15 protein-coding genes and 2 tRNA genes are annotated in these 13,449 nt (G+C 60.9%); 11 read left to right on the top strand and 6 right to left on the bottom strand.

Going from position 1 to position 13,449, the window contains the following annotated elements:
- Positions 1-7: 7 nt before the first annotated feature.
- Positions 8-805 (top strand): FAD binding domain-containing protein, encoded by a 798-nt coding sequence (locus LB558_RS16825; RefSeq protein ID WP_224698577.1) that lies wholly within the window; start codon positions 8-10, stop codon positions 803-805.
- 59 nt (positions 806-864) lie between these two features.
- On the opposite strand, the gene LB558_RS16820 is transcribed toward LB558_RS16825, so the two are convergent.
- Positions 865-2,079 (bottom strand): acyltransferase family protein, encoded by a 1,215-nt coding sequence (locus LB558_RS16820; RefSeq protein ID WP_224698576.1) that lies wholly within the window; start codon positions 2,077-2,079, stop codon positions 865-867.
- Positions 2,080-2,557: 478 nt separating this feature from the next.
- Between LB558_RS16820 and LB558_RS16815 the strand changes: the two genes are divergently transcribed.
- Positions 2,558-3,937 (top strand): OFA family MFS transporter, encoded by a 1,380-nt coding sequence (locus LB558_RS16815; protein ID WP_224698575.1) that lies wholly within the window; start codon positions 2,558-2,560, stop codon positions 3,935-3,937.
- 266 nt (positions 3,938-4,203) lie between these two features.
- Here LB558_RS16815 and LB558_RS16810 read toward each other — a convergent pair whose 3' ends face one another.
- The 3 genes from LB558_RS16810 to LB558_RS16800 all read right to left on the bottom strand — a co-directional run bounded on the left by LB558_RS16810 (position 4,204) and on the right by LB558_RS16800 (position 5,986).
- On the bottom strand, positions 4,204-4,701 hold the full coding sequence (locus tag LB558_RS16810) for a GNAT family N-acetyltransferase (protein ID WP_224698574.1): 498 nt from the start codon (positions 4,699-4,701) through the stop codon (positions 4,204-4,206).
- Positions 4,698-5,456: a copper homeostasis protein CutC gene (locus tag LB558_RS16805; RefSeq protein WP_224698573.1), complete on the bottom strand. Its 759-nt coding sequence runs from the start codon at positions 5,454-5,456 to the stop codon at positions 4,698-4,700. Before LB558_RS16805 ends, LB558_RS16810 begins: the two co-directional genes overlap by 4 nt.
- A gap of 98 nt (positions 5,457-5,554) precedes the next feature.
- On the bottom strand, positions 5,555-5,986 hold the full coding sequence (locus tag LB558_RS16800; protein ID WP_224698572.1) for a cupin domain-containing protein: 432 nt from the start codon (positions 5,984-5,986) through the stop codon (positions 5,555-5,557).
- Positions 5,987-6,217: 231 nt separating this feature from the next.
- Here LB558_RS16800 and LB558_RS16795 point away from each other — a divergent pair, with 231 nt between their 5' ends.
- The 4 genes from LB558_RS16795 to LB558_RS16780 all read left to right on the top strand — a co-directional run bounded on the left by LB558_RS16795 (position 6,218) and on the right by LB558_RS16780 (position 8,026).
- On the top strand, positions 6,218-6,706 hold the full coding sequence (locus LB558_RS16795; RefSeq protein ID WP_224698642.1) for an Hsp20 family protein: 489 nt from the start codon (positions 6,218-6,220) through the stop codon (positions 6,704-6,706).
- Between the two features lie 171 nt (positions 6,707-6,877).
- Complete coding sequence (locus LB558_RS16790) at positions 6,878-7,231, top strand: hypothetical protein (protein ID WP_224698570.1); 354 nt, start codon at positions 6,878-6,880, stop codon at positions 7,229-7,231.
- Positions 7,232-7,275: 44 nt separating this feature from the next.
- The gene (locus LB558_RS16785; RefSeq protein WP_224698569.1) at positions 7,276-7,575 is read left to right on the top strand and encodes a DUF982 domain-containing protein; all 300 of its coding nucleotides are present in this window, start codon (positions 7,276-7,278) and stop codon (positions 7,573-7,575) included.
- 205 nt (positions 7,576-7,780) lie between these two features.
- Entirely contained in the window at positions 7,781-8,026 is a 246-nt protein-coding gene (locus tag LB558_RS16780; protein WP_224698567.1) for a hypothetical protein, read from the top strand.
- A gap of 382 nt (positions 8,027-8,408) precedes the next feature.
- On the opposite strand, the gene LB558_RS16775 is transcribed toward LB558_RS16780, so the two are convergent.
- Positions 8,409-8,657 carry a hypothetical protein gene (locus LB558_RS16775; RefSeq protein ID WP_224698565.1) on the bottom strand — a complete coding sequence of 83 codons (249 nt, stop codon included), beginning with the start codon at positions 8,655-8,657 and terminating at the stop codon, positions 8,409-8,411.
- Positions 8,658-8,989: 332 nt separating this feature from the next.
- Positions 8,990-9,064 (bottom strand) — tRNA-Asn (locus LB558_RS16770).
- 223 nt (positions 9,065-9,287) lie between these two features.
- Between LB558_RS16770 and LB558_RS16765 the strand changes: the two genes are divergently transcribed.
- The 5 genes from LB558_RS16765 to LB558_RS16745 all read left to right on the top strand — a co-directional run bounded on the left by LB558_RS16765 (position 9,288) and on the right by LB558_RS16745 (position 13,246).
- The gene (locus LB558_RS16765) at positions 9,288-9,545 is read left to right on the top strand and encodes a hypothetical protein (RefSeq protein WP_024503836.1); all 258 of its coding nucleotides are present in this window, start codon (positions 9,288-9,290) and stop codon (positions 9,543-9,545) included.
- 261 nt (positions 9,546-9,806) lie between these two features.
- A tRNA-Cys gene (locus LB558_RS16760) sits at positions 9,807-9,880 on the top strand.
- A 90-nt stretch (positions 9,881-9,970) separates the two neighbouring features.
- Positions 9,971-10,639: a protein-L-isoaspartate O-methyltransferase family protein gene (locus LB558_RS16755; RefSeq protein ID WP_224698564.1), complete on the top strand. Its 669-nt coding sequence runs from the start codon at positions 9,971-9,973 to the stop codon at positions 10,637-10,639.
- 181 nt (positions 10,640-10,820) lie between these two features.
- On the top strand, positions 10,821-12,212 hold the full coding sequence (locus LB558_RS16750; protein WP_318011647.1) for a TolC family outer membrane protein: 1,392 nt from the start codon (positions 10,821-10,823) through the stop codon (positions 12,210-12,212).
- 215 nt (positions 12,213-12,427) lie between these two features.
- On the top strand, positions 12,428-13,246 hold the full coding sequence (locus LB558_RS16745) for a PopZ family protein (RefSeq protein ID WP_224698562.1): 819 nt from the start codon (positions 12,428-12,430) through the stop codon (positions 13,244-13,246).
- Positions 13,247-13,449: the final 203 nt, after the last annotated feature.

The following is a 13,449-nucleotide window of genomic DNA, read 5'->3' as shown; positions in this document are numbered from 1 at the left end:
AACGAGCATGTATTCAGTCAACTATCACCGCGCCGCCTCGGTCGCCGATGCCGCCAAGCTGATCAAGACCGGCGACGCCAAGCTGCTTTCGGGCGGTATGACGTTGATCCCGGCGATGAAGACGCGGCTTGCCGCGCCGTCCGATCTAGTCGACCTGTCGCGGATCACGGAGTTGCAGGGCGTCACGGTGTCGGGCAAGACCGTCACCATCGGCGCCGCCACCACGCATCACGCTGTTGCCAATGACGAGAAGCTGAAGAAGGCCTGTCCGGCGCTTTCCCATCTGGCATCGCTGATCGGTGATCCGGCGGTGCGCCACAAGGGGACGATCGGCGGTTCGATCGCCAACAACGACCCGGCGGCCGATTATCCGGCGGCGCTGCTGGCGTTGGGCGCCACCATCGTCACCAACAAGCGCGAGATATCAGCCGACAAGTTCTTCAAAGGCCTGTTCGAAACGTCGTTGAAGGATGGCGAAATCGTCACCGCCGTCACCTTCACCGTGCCGGCCAAGGCGGCCTATGAGAAATTCCGCAATCCGGCATCGCGCTACGCCATCGTCGGTGTGTTCGTGGCCAAGGGCAAGGATGGCGTCAGCGTCGCCGTCACCGGTGCCGGCGACGACGGTGTTTTTCGTTGGAAGGAGATCGAAGCAGCATTGGCCGGGAATTTCGCGGCCTCGGCACTCGACGGCGTGAAAGTGCCGGCCAAGAATCTGATGACCGACATCCACGCCTCGGCCGACTATCGCGCCAATCTGATCGCGGTGATGGCCAAGCGCGCGGTGGCTGCCGCCAACGCCTGACGCGGGGTCGGTGGCGGACAAGGAAGGTGCAGTCTCGGCTCCTTCCTGCGCAGTGATTCCTATCCGAAACGTCCGGTGGTCGGGAAGGCAGGCGAGGCACTCGCAGAACTGTTTTCCCTGTCGCGCGATGTGGAGGGTTCCGCAACTGCGGGTAGTTTCTCGTTGAGGTCACCTTTGCGCGCAGTGAAACTGTATTTTTTGCGCAATCCAAGGGTGGGCTTCTCAATGAAGTGCCATGAGAGCATCGCCACTCCTGTCACCAGCGCCAGGGAGATGCCGAAATGCAGCCATGGCGATGTCAGCTTTGGGAAAAGGGTCACCAAAGCTTGCTGAAATGGGTAGCCGTAGAGGTAGATGCCGTAGGAGTAGTCGCCTCGATCATAGATCGGAATGCGCGGGATCGGCGATAGCCCAATGTAAACTGTCACGTAGGCGACAATGGGAATCAGCAGAAGCTTCACCGACATTTGCGGGAGCGCGCTAAACACGTCAAACGCCGCCAGGAAAAACAACAGGACCGCAGCGCCGAAAATCGCGGGATGGAAGGGTATTTTGTTACGAAACAGATACAACAAAATGCCCGCTAGAAAGTAGACGTACAGGGCTCTGCCATCGCTTCTGAGGAAATGGTTCGCGGCCGTGAAGACACGACCTTCACCACCAAATGGAACCCACTCATAGGCGAGAGATAGGAAGACCAGCACGGCGAAACAGAGTGCAGCGCACAAGAGAATTCGCGGGCGCCTCAGCAGGCTTGTGAGGATGACGAGCGCCATGAGCGCATAACATCCAATTTCGAATGGAACCGTCCATAGCGAGCCGTTTACCGTGTTGGGAAATGGGTTGTTTTCGAAAACACCAGGCAGGGTATAATGGATCAGCCCAACGATATTCGCAAAGTAAGACAAAAAAGCGTAGTTTGAAAAATATTCACTCAGACTATACGTTGTGAAAATTGGCCCTATAATTATAGCAGCAAAGAATATATCCATAGCCAATGCAGGGACGATCCTCATACCTCTATTCAGGATGAAGTTTTTTAGACTGAGCCGCAACGCGCTTCCTGTTATAAGAAATCCACTCAGGGTGAAGAACATGGGAATGATGCTTGCATGCATCAGCGCCAAGGGTGGGGTGCTGTATTGAAATTTCTCACCTTCGGCAATCAGAAAGGAATGGGCGAACAGCACTGACATAGCCAGCGCGATACGTAAGAAATCGAAGCCCGGCCCGATGCCCTTGTTCCGGTCGAGCGCTTCGCCGATGGTCCGCATATGGGCACAGCCTCCTACATCAACACCCCGAAGCGTAGGCGGTTTTGTTGCGCTGCACAATAAACGAATTCTTTATCCGCGACATATTGCGCCGATCCATGAGATTCGGATGCATTCTGAAAGAATAGAGAGGATCGGGCCAACTGACGTCAATCGCGGGAGGCTTCGCCTGCGCGCTCTGCGGCTGCTATCTCATCGACGACCCGCGCGCGAATGGCTTAGCCGCGACTGGTGAATGCCATCTTCCCTGCCAGACGATCATGAGTGCCCGTGAAGCGCCTCTGCCTATTGAGCAGATCATCAATTAATGATTACTAATGTATCTTGCCGCGGCGCGGGATCTGTTGCCGATAGATAGGTCTTATTTAGACATTGGTCTTATGACAGGCATTCCTTATTGCCTCACCGGCTTGCCCGCCTAGTTTGTTCGCAGGACACATCTGAGAAGATGGTTCGAAGATGCATCTGGGAGGATGGAATGGATACGACCGGGGAAAGGGCGGGCGGCTGGCTCGACCGCTCACGCATCGTCGCCCAGCCTGGCTTCAGCAGGTGGATGGTGCCGCCGGCGGCGCTCTGCATCCACCTTTGCATCGGCCAGGCCTATGCGTTCAGCGTTTTCAACTTGCCGATGTCGAAGCTGATCGGCATCACCGACTCAGCGCCCGACGACTGGAAGCTGACCGGTCTCGGCTGGATTTTCTCGATCGCGATCCTGTTCCTGGGCATTGCGGCGGCGTTCGGCGGCGGCTGGCTGGATCGTGTCGGGCCGCGCAAAGCCATGGTCGCTTCTGCCTGCTGTTTCGGTGGCGGCTTCGTTGTCTCGGCGCTCGGCGTCTATCTGCACCAGTTGTGGATCATCTATCTCGGCTATGGCGTGCTGGGCGGCATCGGTCTCGGCCTCGGCTATATCTCGCCGGTCAAGACGCTGATCACCTGGTTTCCGGACCGGCCGGGCATGGCAACCGGCATGGCGATCATGGGCTTCGGCGGCGGTGCCTTCATCGCCTCGCCGCTGTCAGTTTATCTGATGAAGCTGTTTTCGACGCCTGAGCATATCGGCGTCGCTGAAACCTTCCTCGTGCTGGGTATCGTCTATTTCGTCTTCATGCTGATTGGGGCTGTTATAGTCAGGGTCCCGCCGGAGGGCTGGCGGCCTGCCGGATGGACGCCGCCGGTGGCACAGAATGCGATGGTGACGATGTCCAATGTCCATCTCGACGATGCATTGAAGACGCCGCAGTTCTGGCTGCTGTGGGGTGTACTGTGCCTCAACGTGACGGCAGGCATCGGCGTGCTCGGCCAAGCCTCGGCCATGAGCCAGGAGATGTTCCCGGGACGCATCTCGCCGGCCGCTGCCGCCGGTTTCGTCGGCCTGTTGTCGATCTTCAACATGCTCGGCCGCTTCTTCTGGGCCTCGACGAGCGATTATATCGGCCGCAAGACAACCTATGCCATCTTCTTCGCGCTGGGCGTCGTGCTCTATGCGGCGGTGCCTTGGACCGGCCAGACCGGCAGCGTCTTCCTGTTCGTGCTGTTCTACGGGATCATCCTCAGCATGTATGGCGGCGGCTTCGCCACCATTCCCGCCTACCTGCGCGACGTCTTCGGCGTGCGTTACGTCGGCGCCATCCACGGCCGATTGCTGACCGCGTGGTCGGTGGCGGGCGTGCTTGGCCCGGTGCTGGTGAATTATATCAGGCAGTACCAGATCGACAGCGGCGTGGCGAAGGCCGACGCCTACACCGTCACCATGTACATCATGGCCGGCCTGCTGGTTGTCGGCCTCCTGCTCAACCTGATGATGCGGCCGGTCAATGCGCGCTTCCACATGAAGACCGAACCAGCGGTGGCTTAGAGCCAGTTCCATCCTGGTAGAATCGGAATGGGCTCTATCTTACTTACTGTTTGGGCATGATCTTTCCCGGAAACCGGGGGTCCGCTTTTCAGGACCATGCTCTGAGGAGACCGACCATGGCGCAAGGCAACCGCAATTCGATCAAACTGACGCTGGCCTGGCTGCTGGTCGGCATCCCGTTGGTCTGGGGGTTTTGGATGACGCTGGTGAGTGCGACAGCCCTGTTCCAGTAGTCCCCGTCTTCGGGCGCGGATCTGCCTGGTCTGTCAGACGGAGATTCGTCTGATGTAATAGCGGACTGCTTTTTTGCCGCCATGGATGACGGCATCGCCGGCCTCAGTGAAGCCAAGGGCTGCGTGAAAGGCATCCGAGGCGGGGTTTGGCGGGTCGGTGTTGACCTCGCAGGTGACCAGCGTGTGGCCGGCGCGCGCGACATGGTCGAACAGGTCCTTATAAAGCTGGCGGGCATGGCCTCGGCCGCGCGCACGTGCCGCCACGACGACCCGGTCGACATAGACGAAGCGCTCATAGCGCTCGCGGAACCACAGGAAATTCGGGCTGTCGTAGCGGGCGTCCTGGTCGAAGGTCATGATGAAGGCTTCGAGATGGCCGATGCGCCTGGTGTAAAACGCTTCGCCAAGCAGGAAGGACAGCCGCTCAGCCTCCAGCCACGACAGTTCTGCGGCATGCTCGTTGTTGAGCGCCAGGATCGCCGCCTCGTCTGCGGCCGATACACAGGCTATCGGGGCAGGGGTCGAGGTCATGCTTTGGCTGCCGCGATCGTTGCCGCCACCAGCGGTGTGTCGGTGAGCGTGTTGCGGTACTCGCGATCGAGATCGGAGCCACCCATGCCGACATGGGGATTACGGTAGTCCATGGCACTCGGCACATCCTTGAGGGCGGCAAAATGCATTTCGGACAGGCCGGTTTTGCTGCGCACTTCGGCGATGTTGTGCAAATCCAGGCCGCCGCAGCCGAGGATGACGATGCGGTCGCCGGCCTGCCGCACCAGATCCGCCAACAGCGGCAAGCCTTCGATGGCAGTGTCACGCTGGCCGCTGGTCAGCACGCGGCCGACCTTGCTGCGGATCAGCGATCCGAGCGCCTCGGCCGGGTCACGCGTCATGTCGAAGGCGCGATGGCAGGTGACGTTCAAGGGGCCAGCCGCCTGCGTCAGTTCGCTCATGCGCGCCTCGTCCATGGTGCCATCGGCGTTCAGGCAGCCAAACACCACGCCGGGCACGCCGAGTTCGCGCAGTGCCGAGACATCGGCCAGCATCGAGGCGTATTCCGTCTCACTATAGAGAAAATCGCCGCCGCGCGGCCGCACCATGACGTGAAACGGCACGCTTGCTTGCTCAATGGCGGCGCGGACCGTGCCGAGACTCGGCGTGATGCCGCCTTCGATAAGGCTGGCACATAGTTCGACCCGGTCGGCGCCGGCGGCTTGCGCCGCGAGAAGGCCGTCAATGCCTTCGACACAGATTTCGATCAGCGGCAGGCGGAGAGCTTTGGTCAAGGGGCGATCCAGTCCATGGTTTCCCGGCCAGCCCTACCACCGGGCCGGTTGCTGCGAAAGCGCGAACAGCCTTCCACCTTCGGGCGCAGACTTGGCGGTTATTGACGCAATTCCGTATTCTTGGCGCCTTGCTCGACCTGATCGATCACCAGGAGCTTCACCTCGATATCACCGATATTGGTGGCCTGATGCCACTGGCCGATCATTTCGATGATGAAATCTCCAGCCTTGTAGGTGTTGCTGTTGCCGGTCTCGACATTGGTGACCTTTAGCGTGCCGGCCTGGACATAGGCATAGCGCGGGAAAGGGTGCCTATGGACCGGCAAGGTCGCGCCCGGCGCGATGTCGTAGGTCGAGACCAGCACCTGCACGTTCTTCTGCGGCAGCGTGATCGGCTGGCCGGACGCGGTCGTGGTGCGCGACGCAAGAGGGGTCACGACGACAGGCGTGCCGCTGCTGTCCAGCGCGTGGGCCGGGTTCGCGGAAAAGGCCACCGCGAGCAGCAGTCCGGACATCAAAATTTTTCGCATGATTCTCTCCACCCCTAGCGTCAACATCGCGCAGTGACCATCAGCGCGCAAGGCAGCGCCTTGGCAAGCTCGCTGGATCTGCCTGCCGGCCAAAAAAATTTAGACGCCCCTCTTGACGGAAAAAAACACCATTACCAGATCGTTTTCCGTCGAGGCTTCGGCTCGACATACTGGCGTCGCGGCGACGCTGCGACGGCCTCGTAACCCATGTTGCTCACGGAGGATATGGCTATGAGAAGCTCTGATTATACCCCTCTTTACCGCACGACGGTCGGCTTCGACCGTCTCTTCGATATGCTCGAAAAAAGCGTGCGCTCTGACTGGCCTCCCTACAATATCGAGAAGATTGGCGAGAACGACTATCGCATTACGATGGCTATCGCTGGCTTCGCGCTCGATGAGGTCGAACTCATGCAGAACGGCCCCGAATTGTCTGTCATCGGCCAAAGGAAACCCGATCAGGAAAATCGGGAGGTCCTTCATCGCGGCTTGGCGACGGGCAACTTCCAGCAGGTGTTCAAACTTGCCGACCACGTAAAGGTCAAGGCGGCCAACCTCGAGAATGGCTTGCTGTCGGTGGATCTGATCCGCGAAGTGCCCGAGGAACTCAAGCCTCGGCGCATAGAGATAGGGTCCGAAGCCAAAGCGGTTTCGCTCGAGCAACCCGACAAGAAGCAGTCGATCGATTGGCATGCGGAGCCTCAACGCGAGGTCGCCTGATTCCCTGCAACTTAAATCTACGGTCCGCCTCCCGGTTCTGCCGGGAGGCACAGATCGCGGAGAATGGAGATGAGAACCGAAGCTCACAGTTTTCACCAACCCGAACCGAAAAATTCTGCCGCGGAACCCGCTGGGTTGCGGACGCCGGAAGATGTTCTGAACGAGGAGACGATGACGATCGGCGCAAAGCGGGCTTTGCTCGCTTTCTGGGCTTCCGACATTCATGCGGTTCCTGACAATCCCGCGTTGCGGCAATTGGACAACGGCGCCATCGTGGAGGTCAGCGACATACTTCGCGCCCTCCGCCTCCTGGACGAATCCGGGCGGGAAACGCGTGTTTCAAAGGTGTCGGGAACCGTCAGCCTGTCTTTCGACCGTCGCCGCAGGAAGAGCCGTCTCGGTTGGATGCGGCACCCCTGGCGAGATGACGACGATGATCCGCCGCCAATCCCGGCCTTCGCAACGGTGCCGCCCGGACGTGGAGGTGGCGGCATGCTGGCCGAGCCGGAGCATGCAACCGCATGATGACCCGCACCAGCAACAACCCACCGTGCCGAATGGAGGATTACATGAGCGACAAGACGTTCGACCGACCGGTCCTGATCAAGAACGGCGAGTTCATTCAAGAAATAGGGTGCCTCGACGACGCGTTCGACTTCTTCGACGAGTGGCCAACGGAAAGGCGGGGTCCGATTTTCGAAACGGCCTTTCGAGCCTGCCAGCGTGCTTACCACGGCCAAGTTCCGATGACGGTGGCGCGCGATGCGGTGGCCGGCTTCGCAAGATCCGTTAAAATCTTGCAGGATCCGCTTGCTCAATTCCCTTGGATGGACGGCACAAAGTCAGGTCACGGTGGGGTAACCGCTTAGCCTTGATGAGGGGCGCTATCGGAGTGGCCCGGCTGCATGGCTGCCGTTTTCGCATCGCTACAAGGTGAGCTGCCCTACCAGCTCACCTTTGGCGGGGCTCGGTCGTTTGTTCGAGCCCTCTGAGTGTGGGTTTTGGCGGCTGGCAAGGTCAGCCTCGCAACAGTCGACGCTAATATAATGTTCGAGCGTCACCATCGGAGGTTTAATGGTTTCCGTGATTGCAACTCAACATTCGCCTATGCTGGAAAAACAAACGGCAGTGGGGAAGCCGCAAACCGGCGAAGGATTTTCACCGGGCCGCAGCGCGGATGCCGTGGGACATCTGGCCAAAATCATGGTTGCCGCAGGCGGCGATATGGACGCTGGTGCGCAAGGCCGCGCGGCATCCAAGATCGCCAGGATGGACATCACGGTTTTGACCCCGCCACCCGCCGAAACACCAACAGAGTAAGATATTCTCGTTCGGGCGCGTCCGCGCCGCCACCGGCGGCATGCGCCGCTCTCGCGGATTACGCCACGGCTCTCAGCGGAGGCTCCGCCCTCGTCCCCATGCCGTCGCATTCCGTGCAGGCGCTCGTCTCTCCGGGGCAGCCACCCCGATGGGTTCCCTGCGGGCAGCAGTGCCCGTTTGAGGCGTGCCATTTGGAGCAGTCGAAAACCCTGCCGCTGCCGTGACAGCGCAGGCATTCTATATTCGATGAGATCATTACCAATTCTTGCCCAACCCAAACGCACTCGCCCGACGCCGCAAGTAACAGGAATCATTGCGCTTTCAAGCACATTGCCCTGACTTAAATTGGGGAGATCGACGGATGGGCGGCATCGATGGCGAACTATCGCTGTGCCGTAATTACGTTCCTCGTGAAAACCTTGCTCGCCACAACCCGCGTTGGGCATTGGTCGGCACCAACAGGCTGCGCCGGCTTGTCCCGTTCCTTCTCGGCGGTGACAGCGACTGCGTCATCGGACTGCGCGTTGGCGGCCTGTGTGGCCGCGGACGCGAACAGCACCGTCTGAGTGATGAGAGCCGAAAACGCGGCAACCTGAACCAACACGGCGGCGAGGGCGATCTTCTTGAGCATGCGAGAAAACGCTCTTCGATGTTCCCGGTTCCCCACGCATTCAGGTTTTCGGCTTGCTACGGGAACAAGGGACCGGCAGTGCGGTTAACTCGATATGACGTTAATGCATGCCCATAATGCGGGCAGGTGGCGATGCGGCCTTTGCAACATTCAACGCTTCTACATGCCCTTGGAACTGAGAGAGGTTGATCAGAATGACCATTGGGCAGGTGCGAGCGGAGGTTCGCTCCGAAAAATGCGGACACAAGGAGCCTTTCCATCCAATCGGACCTAGGAAAGCCCGCAAGTCGTGTGGCGGTTCCTGGCAATTTCAATTGGTTATGAGCAGAAATTGGCTCCCCGGGCCGGATTCGAACCAGCGACCAACCGGTTAACAGCCGGTTGCTCTACCACTGAGCTACCGGGGAACGGGGGCTCTTATGTGAGTGGCGCAGCCTATAGCTGCCCTTTTCGGCTTTGCAAAGGAGCTTTTCACATTTTTCCGAGGCTTTTTCGCGCAGGCGTTTCTCGCAATCGTCGACGGATGCCCTCATATTAGCCGTCTTGGCAGGGATATGGAACCGAAAGCGCGGCGGCGGCTTTGGTTCCAGTAGGCTAGCGAACGATCAAACGGGTCAATTTTTCGGGACGATGACAGCACAAGACAACCAGATGCCGGCGCGGAAAATCTCCGTTTTCGGGCGCGAGTTCAAAATGCCGCGCTCGCGCGGGCTCAGAATCACGATCGGCATCCTGCTGACCATCGGCGGCATCCTCGGTTTCCTGCCGATCCTCGGCTTTTGGATGGTTCCGCTTGGACTGCTGGTGCTGTCCTATGAATTCGCCATGGTTCGCCGTCACCGGCGTCGCTTTGTCGTCTGGTGGGAACGGCGTCGCCGGCCCGATTGACCGCTGAGAGCGCAAGGTGGGGTGTTCAGCGGGCGGCGTGCTCTTCCAGAGCCTCACGGATCTGGGCGAGAATCGCCGCGGCCGAGGCAAGCCTTGCCCTGTCGTGCGGCGACAGGCTGCCCGCACTAATGGCGCGGTCAGGGCCGGTCCTGCCGGATGCCGTCGGACTGACGCGAGGAAACCGGTCGGAATGCACGGTGGCCGCTTGACGGCATTTTCGCCGCAACCTATTGGAACCGGGTGGAACGCCGGGAGCAATGAGGCCTCGTGGCGGAGTGGTTACGCAGAGGACTGCAAATCCTTGCACCCCGGTTCGATTCCGGGCGAGGCCTCCAATGCCCGGGCCCCCGCGCGGCAGCGCAGGGGCCTGAAGTTCCTGACACAATGGACCGCGGTTCTGGCGCGGCAAGCGGACTGGTTGGGACATGAGCGCTGATTTCTCCGAACTACGCGTCAAAATGGTCGACGGCCAGGTCCGCACCACCGATGTGACCAGCGCCCCGCTGCTCGATGCAATGCTTGTCGTCCCAAGAGAGATGTTTGTCGGCGCCGCCCAGCGCGATCTGGCCTATATAGACGAGGACATCCGCATTGCCGCCGGCGCGGACGGCGCGCGCTACCTGATGGAAGCATCGCCGCTGGCCAAGCTTATCCAGCTGGCCGAGATCAACCCGACCGATTCGGCGCTCGATGTCGGCTGCGGAACTGGCTACGCCTCGGCCATCCTGTCGCGGCTCGCCGGGTCCGTGGTGGCGCTTGAAAGTGATTCGGCGCTGGCGGAAATCGCCAGGTCGACGCTTTCGTCTCTTGGCTGCGGCAATGTGACCGTCGTCCAGGGCGCATTGCCGCAGGGGCATGCCGCCAAGGCGCCTTATGACGTCATCTTTGTCGGTGGCAGCGTCGCGGAAGTGCCGGTGACGCTGCTGGACCAGCTCGCCGAAGGCGGCCGCCTTGTCGCCGTCGAAGGGCAGGGCAATTCCGGCGTGGCTCGTCTTTTTTTCAACGCCGGGGGGGTTGTAACTGGTAGACGTGCATTTAATGCGGCAATTAAGCCACTACCGGGGTTTGAACGCATTCGTGCATTCGACTTCTGAATGATTTGGCCTTGCAGGAGAGGCTTTGTCATGGTCGCTTGCATTTGAACGATCGCTGCTGATGCCAGACTGGGGGCACTTTGGGGTGAGCAGCAGGGAACATCGAACACGCGGCGCCGGCTGATCAATGAGAGAAGCAGGCGCGGCGCGGTTCCCATGGAAAACGAATGAGGGTTTAACCGTGCCGTCTTTACGCAAGTCACTTTTCACCGCCGTCCTCGTTTCGGCGACCATGCTGTCCCCATTGGCCGCTTCGGCCGAAAGCATCTCCGGCGCGCTTGCAAAGGCCTATCAGTACAATTCTTCGCTGAATGCATCCCGCGCCGGCGTTCGCGTCACCGACGAAGGTGTCGCCATCGCCAAGTCGGGCTACCGCCCGATTGTCACCGGCTCGGCGGATATTGATTATTCAAGCAGCCATCTCAACGGCACCAATTCAAGCGTGCGGCTGACCACCGGTAATTTTGGTGTCCAGATAAACCAGATGCTGTTCGATGGCTTTCAGACCAGGAACAACGTCGCTGCCGCCGAAGCGCAGGTCCGCGCTTCCGTCGAAAGCCTGCGCAACACCGAAGAGGGTATCCTTTTCAGCGCGGCCCAAGCCTATATGAACGTGATTCGCGACCGGCAGGTCGCTGTGCTGACCGAGCAGAACCTGCAGTTCCTGACCGAAACGGCACGCGCGGCGCGTTCGCGTTTCGAAGTTGGTGAAGGCACGCGCACCGATGTCGCCCAGGCCGACGCTTCACGCGCCGCCGCCGTGGCGTCGCTGAGTGCTGCCCGGGCGCAGGCGCTGGCAAGTGCGGCGCTATATCGCCAGATCGTTGGTGACGAGCCGGGCAAGCTCAAGGGCGCTTCGCCGGTGGCAAAGCTGTTGCCGTCGAGCCTCGCCGCCGCCGTCGGGGTGGCCTCGAACGAGCATCCGGCTATCCTTGCCACGCAGCATTTGGTCGACGCCGCGGCGTTTTCGGTGAAGTCGGCCGAAGGCGCGCTGCTGCCGCAGCTGTCGGCTTCCGCCGGCGTTTCGAGCGCCTATCGCAACACCTCGCCTTTGCCGGGCGTCGGTTCGCAGGATGGCACGACCAATTCGGCCAGTGTCGGGGCAACGCTGACCATCCCGATCTATTCGGGTGGCCGCACCTCGGCGATCGTGCGCCAGGACAAGGAATCGCTCAGCCAGGCCCGTATCCAGGTCGATGTCAGCCGCGACCAGGTGCGCCAGGCCGTCACCGCCGCCTGGACCGAGTATACCGCCGCGCAGCAGCAGTTGGCGGCGAACAGGCAGGTGATCGAGGCCGCGAAGCTGGCACTGAACGGTGTCATCGAAGAGCGCAATGTCGGCCAGCGCACCACGCTCGACGTCCTCAACGCGCAGGCGACGGTCATCACCGCCCAGATCAACCAGGCCGGTTACGAACATGATGTGGTGGTGGCGAGCTACGCCATCCTGCAGGCGACCGGCCGTCTGTCCGTCGACCGCCTAGGCTTGCAGGTAGCGAAGTACAAGCCTGAAGAGCATTACAACGCGGTCAAGGACAAGTGGTACGGCCTGCGCACGCCGGACGGCCGCTGAGGCGTTCGGCCAGGACTGGCCGTGTTGCTCGTTTGAGCAGGATCTTTCGTACTGCGGCTCTCGGGTTCAGATCGCGCTAATCTGTTGAAATCCCACAAGTCCCCAGATTGGGGATTCTCGTGCGGCGATCCGTCGGTTACGCTGTCGCCATGATTCGATCCGGCTCTGCCGGAGCGGAAAACCCAACAGGGGTCACAAGGGCGGCGGATGTGACGATGGCAACGGCAAGCAGCGCACAGCGCGAACCTTCCATGGAAGAGATACTGGCTTCCATCAGGCGGATCATCGAGGACAGCGACGGCGGCCGCAAGCAGCCGGGCGACGATGAGTTAAGCCAGGATCTGGAGCGCGCGTCGAGCGCCTATGCGACCCCTGATGTGGAAGCATTCCGTGCCGACCTGCATGCTGCCCCCGAGGTCAGGAAGCCGGTCACGCTGGCGGAAGTCCAGGCGCAGTTGCCGGCGGCCGAGCCGGTGATTGCGCGCATGGAAACGCCGGTACGCCCCGATCCCGCCTCGGCAAGGCCATTGATGACACTCGCCGAGGTCAGCGCCCGCGTTGCAGCCGAGCCGGCTGCGGTCGACGCACCAGCATCGCGTCCTGTCCCTGCTGCCGACCTTGCCGACTGGCGGCGCGAGATCGCCGCGGTTGGCGAGCAGGCGAGGGCGGCGGTGCCGGACAGGGGCGAGGCCCGCAAGACGGTTGCCCAGCCGCCGGTGGACAATCTCAGGGACGAGCCGGCCGCGGAACCGGTCGTCGAGCCGCCTCGTCCGGATGCAAGCGTGGTGCGGCCGGTGGCGGCCAGCGACGCGCCGCGTCCGGCGATCGTTTCCGAGCACACCGGCCGGCAGGTCGCCGCCGCCTTTGGTGAGCTTTCCGACGCGTTTGCCAGCCGCAGCAAGAAGACATTCGACGAGATGGCCGAAGAGATGCTGCGGCCGATGCTGCAGGATTGGCTCGACAACAATCTGCCGACACTGGTCGAAAGGCTGGTACGCGAGGAGATCGAGCGCGTGGCGCGCGGGGCGCAGTAGTTCTCCATACCCATCGCCCAGGAGAAACGGCGCCTTCGTGGCGCCGTTTCTTTTGGTGAAGTCGTTTGTTGGCGGGACGACGGATCGCTTTCCGTTGAAATGACCAAGGCCGCGCCTATCTGGTTGTGAGGGTCCGAGACAGCCCTTGCGGTTGACTTGGCCAAAACCTTCCGATTTACACCGGACCAGCAAAACTCCCGACA

Source organism: Mesorhizobium sp. CO1-1-8, from assembly GCF_020164875.1.
GTDB lineage: Bacteria > Pseudomonadota > Alphaproteobacteria > Rhizobiales > Rhizobiaceae > Mesorhizobium.
The sequence above is the reverse complement of the archived record's forward strand: the minus strand, read 5'-3'. Positions and strand labels throughout refer to the sequence as shown.

Bases quoted from the DNA above. Each gene is read 5' to 3' on its own strand.
- LB558_RS16775 (WP_224698565.1), bottom strand. From the start codon at position 8,657: ATGCTCAAGAAGATCGCCCTCGCCGCCGTGTTGGTTCAGGTTGCCGCG.
- LB558_RS16800 (WP_224698572.1), bottom strand. From the start codon at position 5,986: ATGCGAAAAATTTTGATGTCCGGACTGCTGCTCGCGGTGGCCTTTTCC.
- LB558_RS16795 (WP_224698642.1), top strand. From the start codon at position 6,218: ATGAGAAGCTCTGATTATACCCCTCTTTACCGCACGACGGTCGGCTTC.
- LB558_RS16825 (WP_224698577.1), top strand. From the start codon at position 8: ATGTATTCAGTCAACTATCACCGCGCCGCCTCGGTCGCCGATGCCGCC.
- LB558_RS16755 (WP_224698564.1), top strand. From the start codon at position 9,971: ATGAGCGCTGATTTCTCCGAACTACGCGTCAAAATGGTCGACGGCCAG.
- LB558_RS16815 (WP_224698575.1), top strand. From the start codon at position 2,558: ATGGATACGACCGGGGAAAGGGCGGGCGGCTGGCTCGACCGCTCACGC.
- LB558_RS16820 (WP_224698576.1), bottom strand. From the start codon at position 2,079: ATGCGGACCATCGGCGAAGCGCTCGACCGGAACAAGGGCATCGGGCCG.
- LB558_RS16745 (WP_224698562.1), top strand. From the start codon at position 12,428: ATGGCAACGGCAAGCAGCGCACAGCGCGAACCTTCCATGGAAGAGATA.
- LB558_RS16790 (WP_224698570.1), top strand. From the start codon at position 6,878: ATGACGATCGGCGCAAAGCGGGCTTTGCTCGCTTTCTGGGCTTCCGAC.
- LB558_RS16785 (WP_224698569.1), top strand. From the start codon at position 7,276: ATGAGCGACAAGACGTTCGACCGACCGGTCCTGATCAAGAACGGCGAG.
- LB558_RS16810 (WP_224698574.1), bottom strand. From the start codon at position 4,701: ATGACCTCGACCCCTGCCCCGATAGCCTGTGTATCGGCCGCAGACGAG.
- LB558_RS16765 (WP_024503836.1), top strand. From the start codon at position 9,288: ATGACAGCACAAGACAACCAGATGCCGGCGCGGAAAATCTCCGTTTTC.
- LB558_RS16780 (WP_224698567.1), top strand. From the start codon at position 7,781: ATGGTTTCCGTGATTGCAACTCAACATTCGCCTATGCTGGAAAAACAA.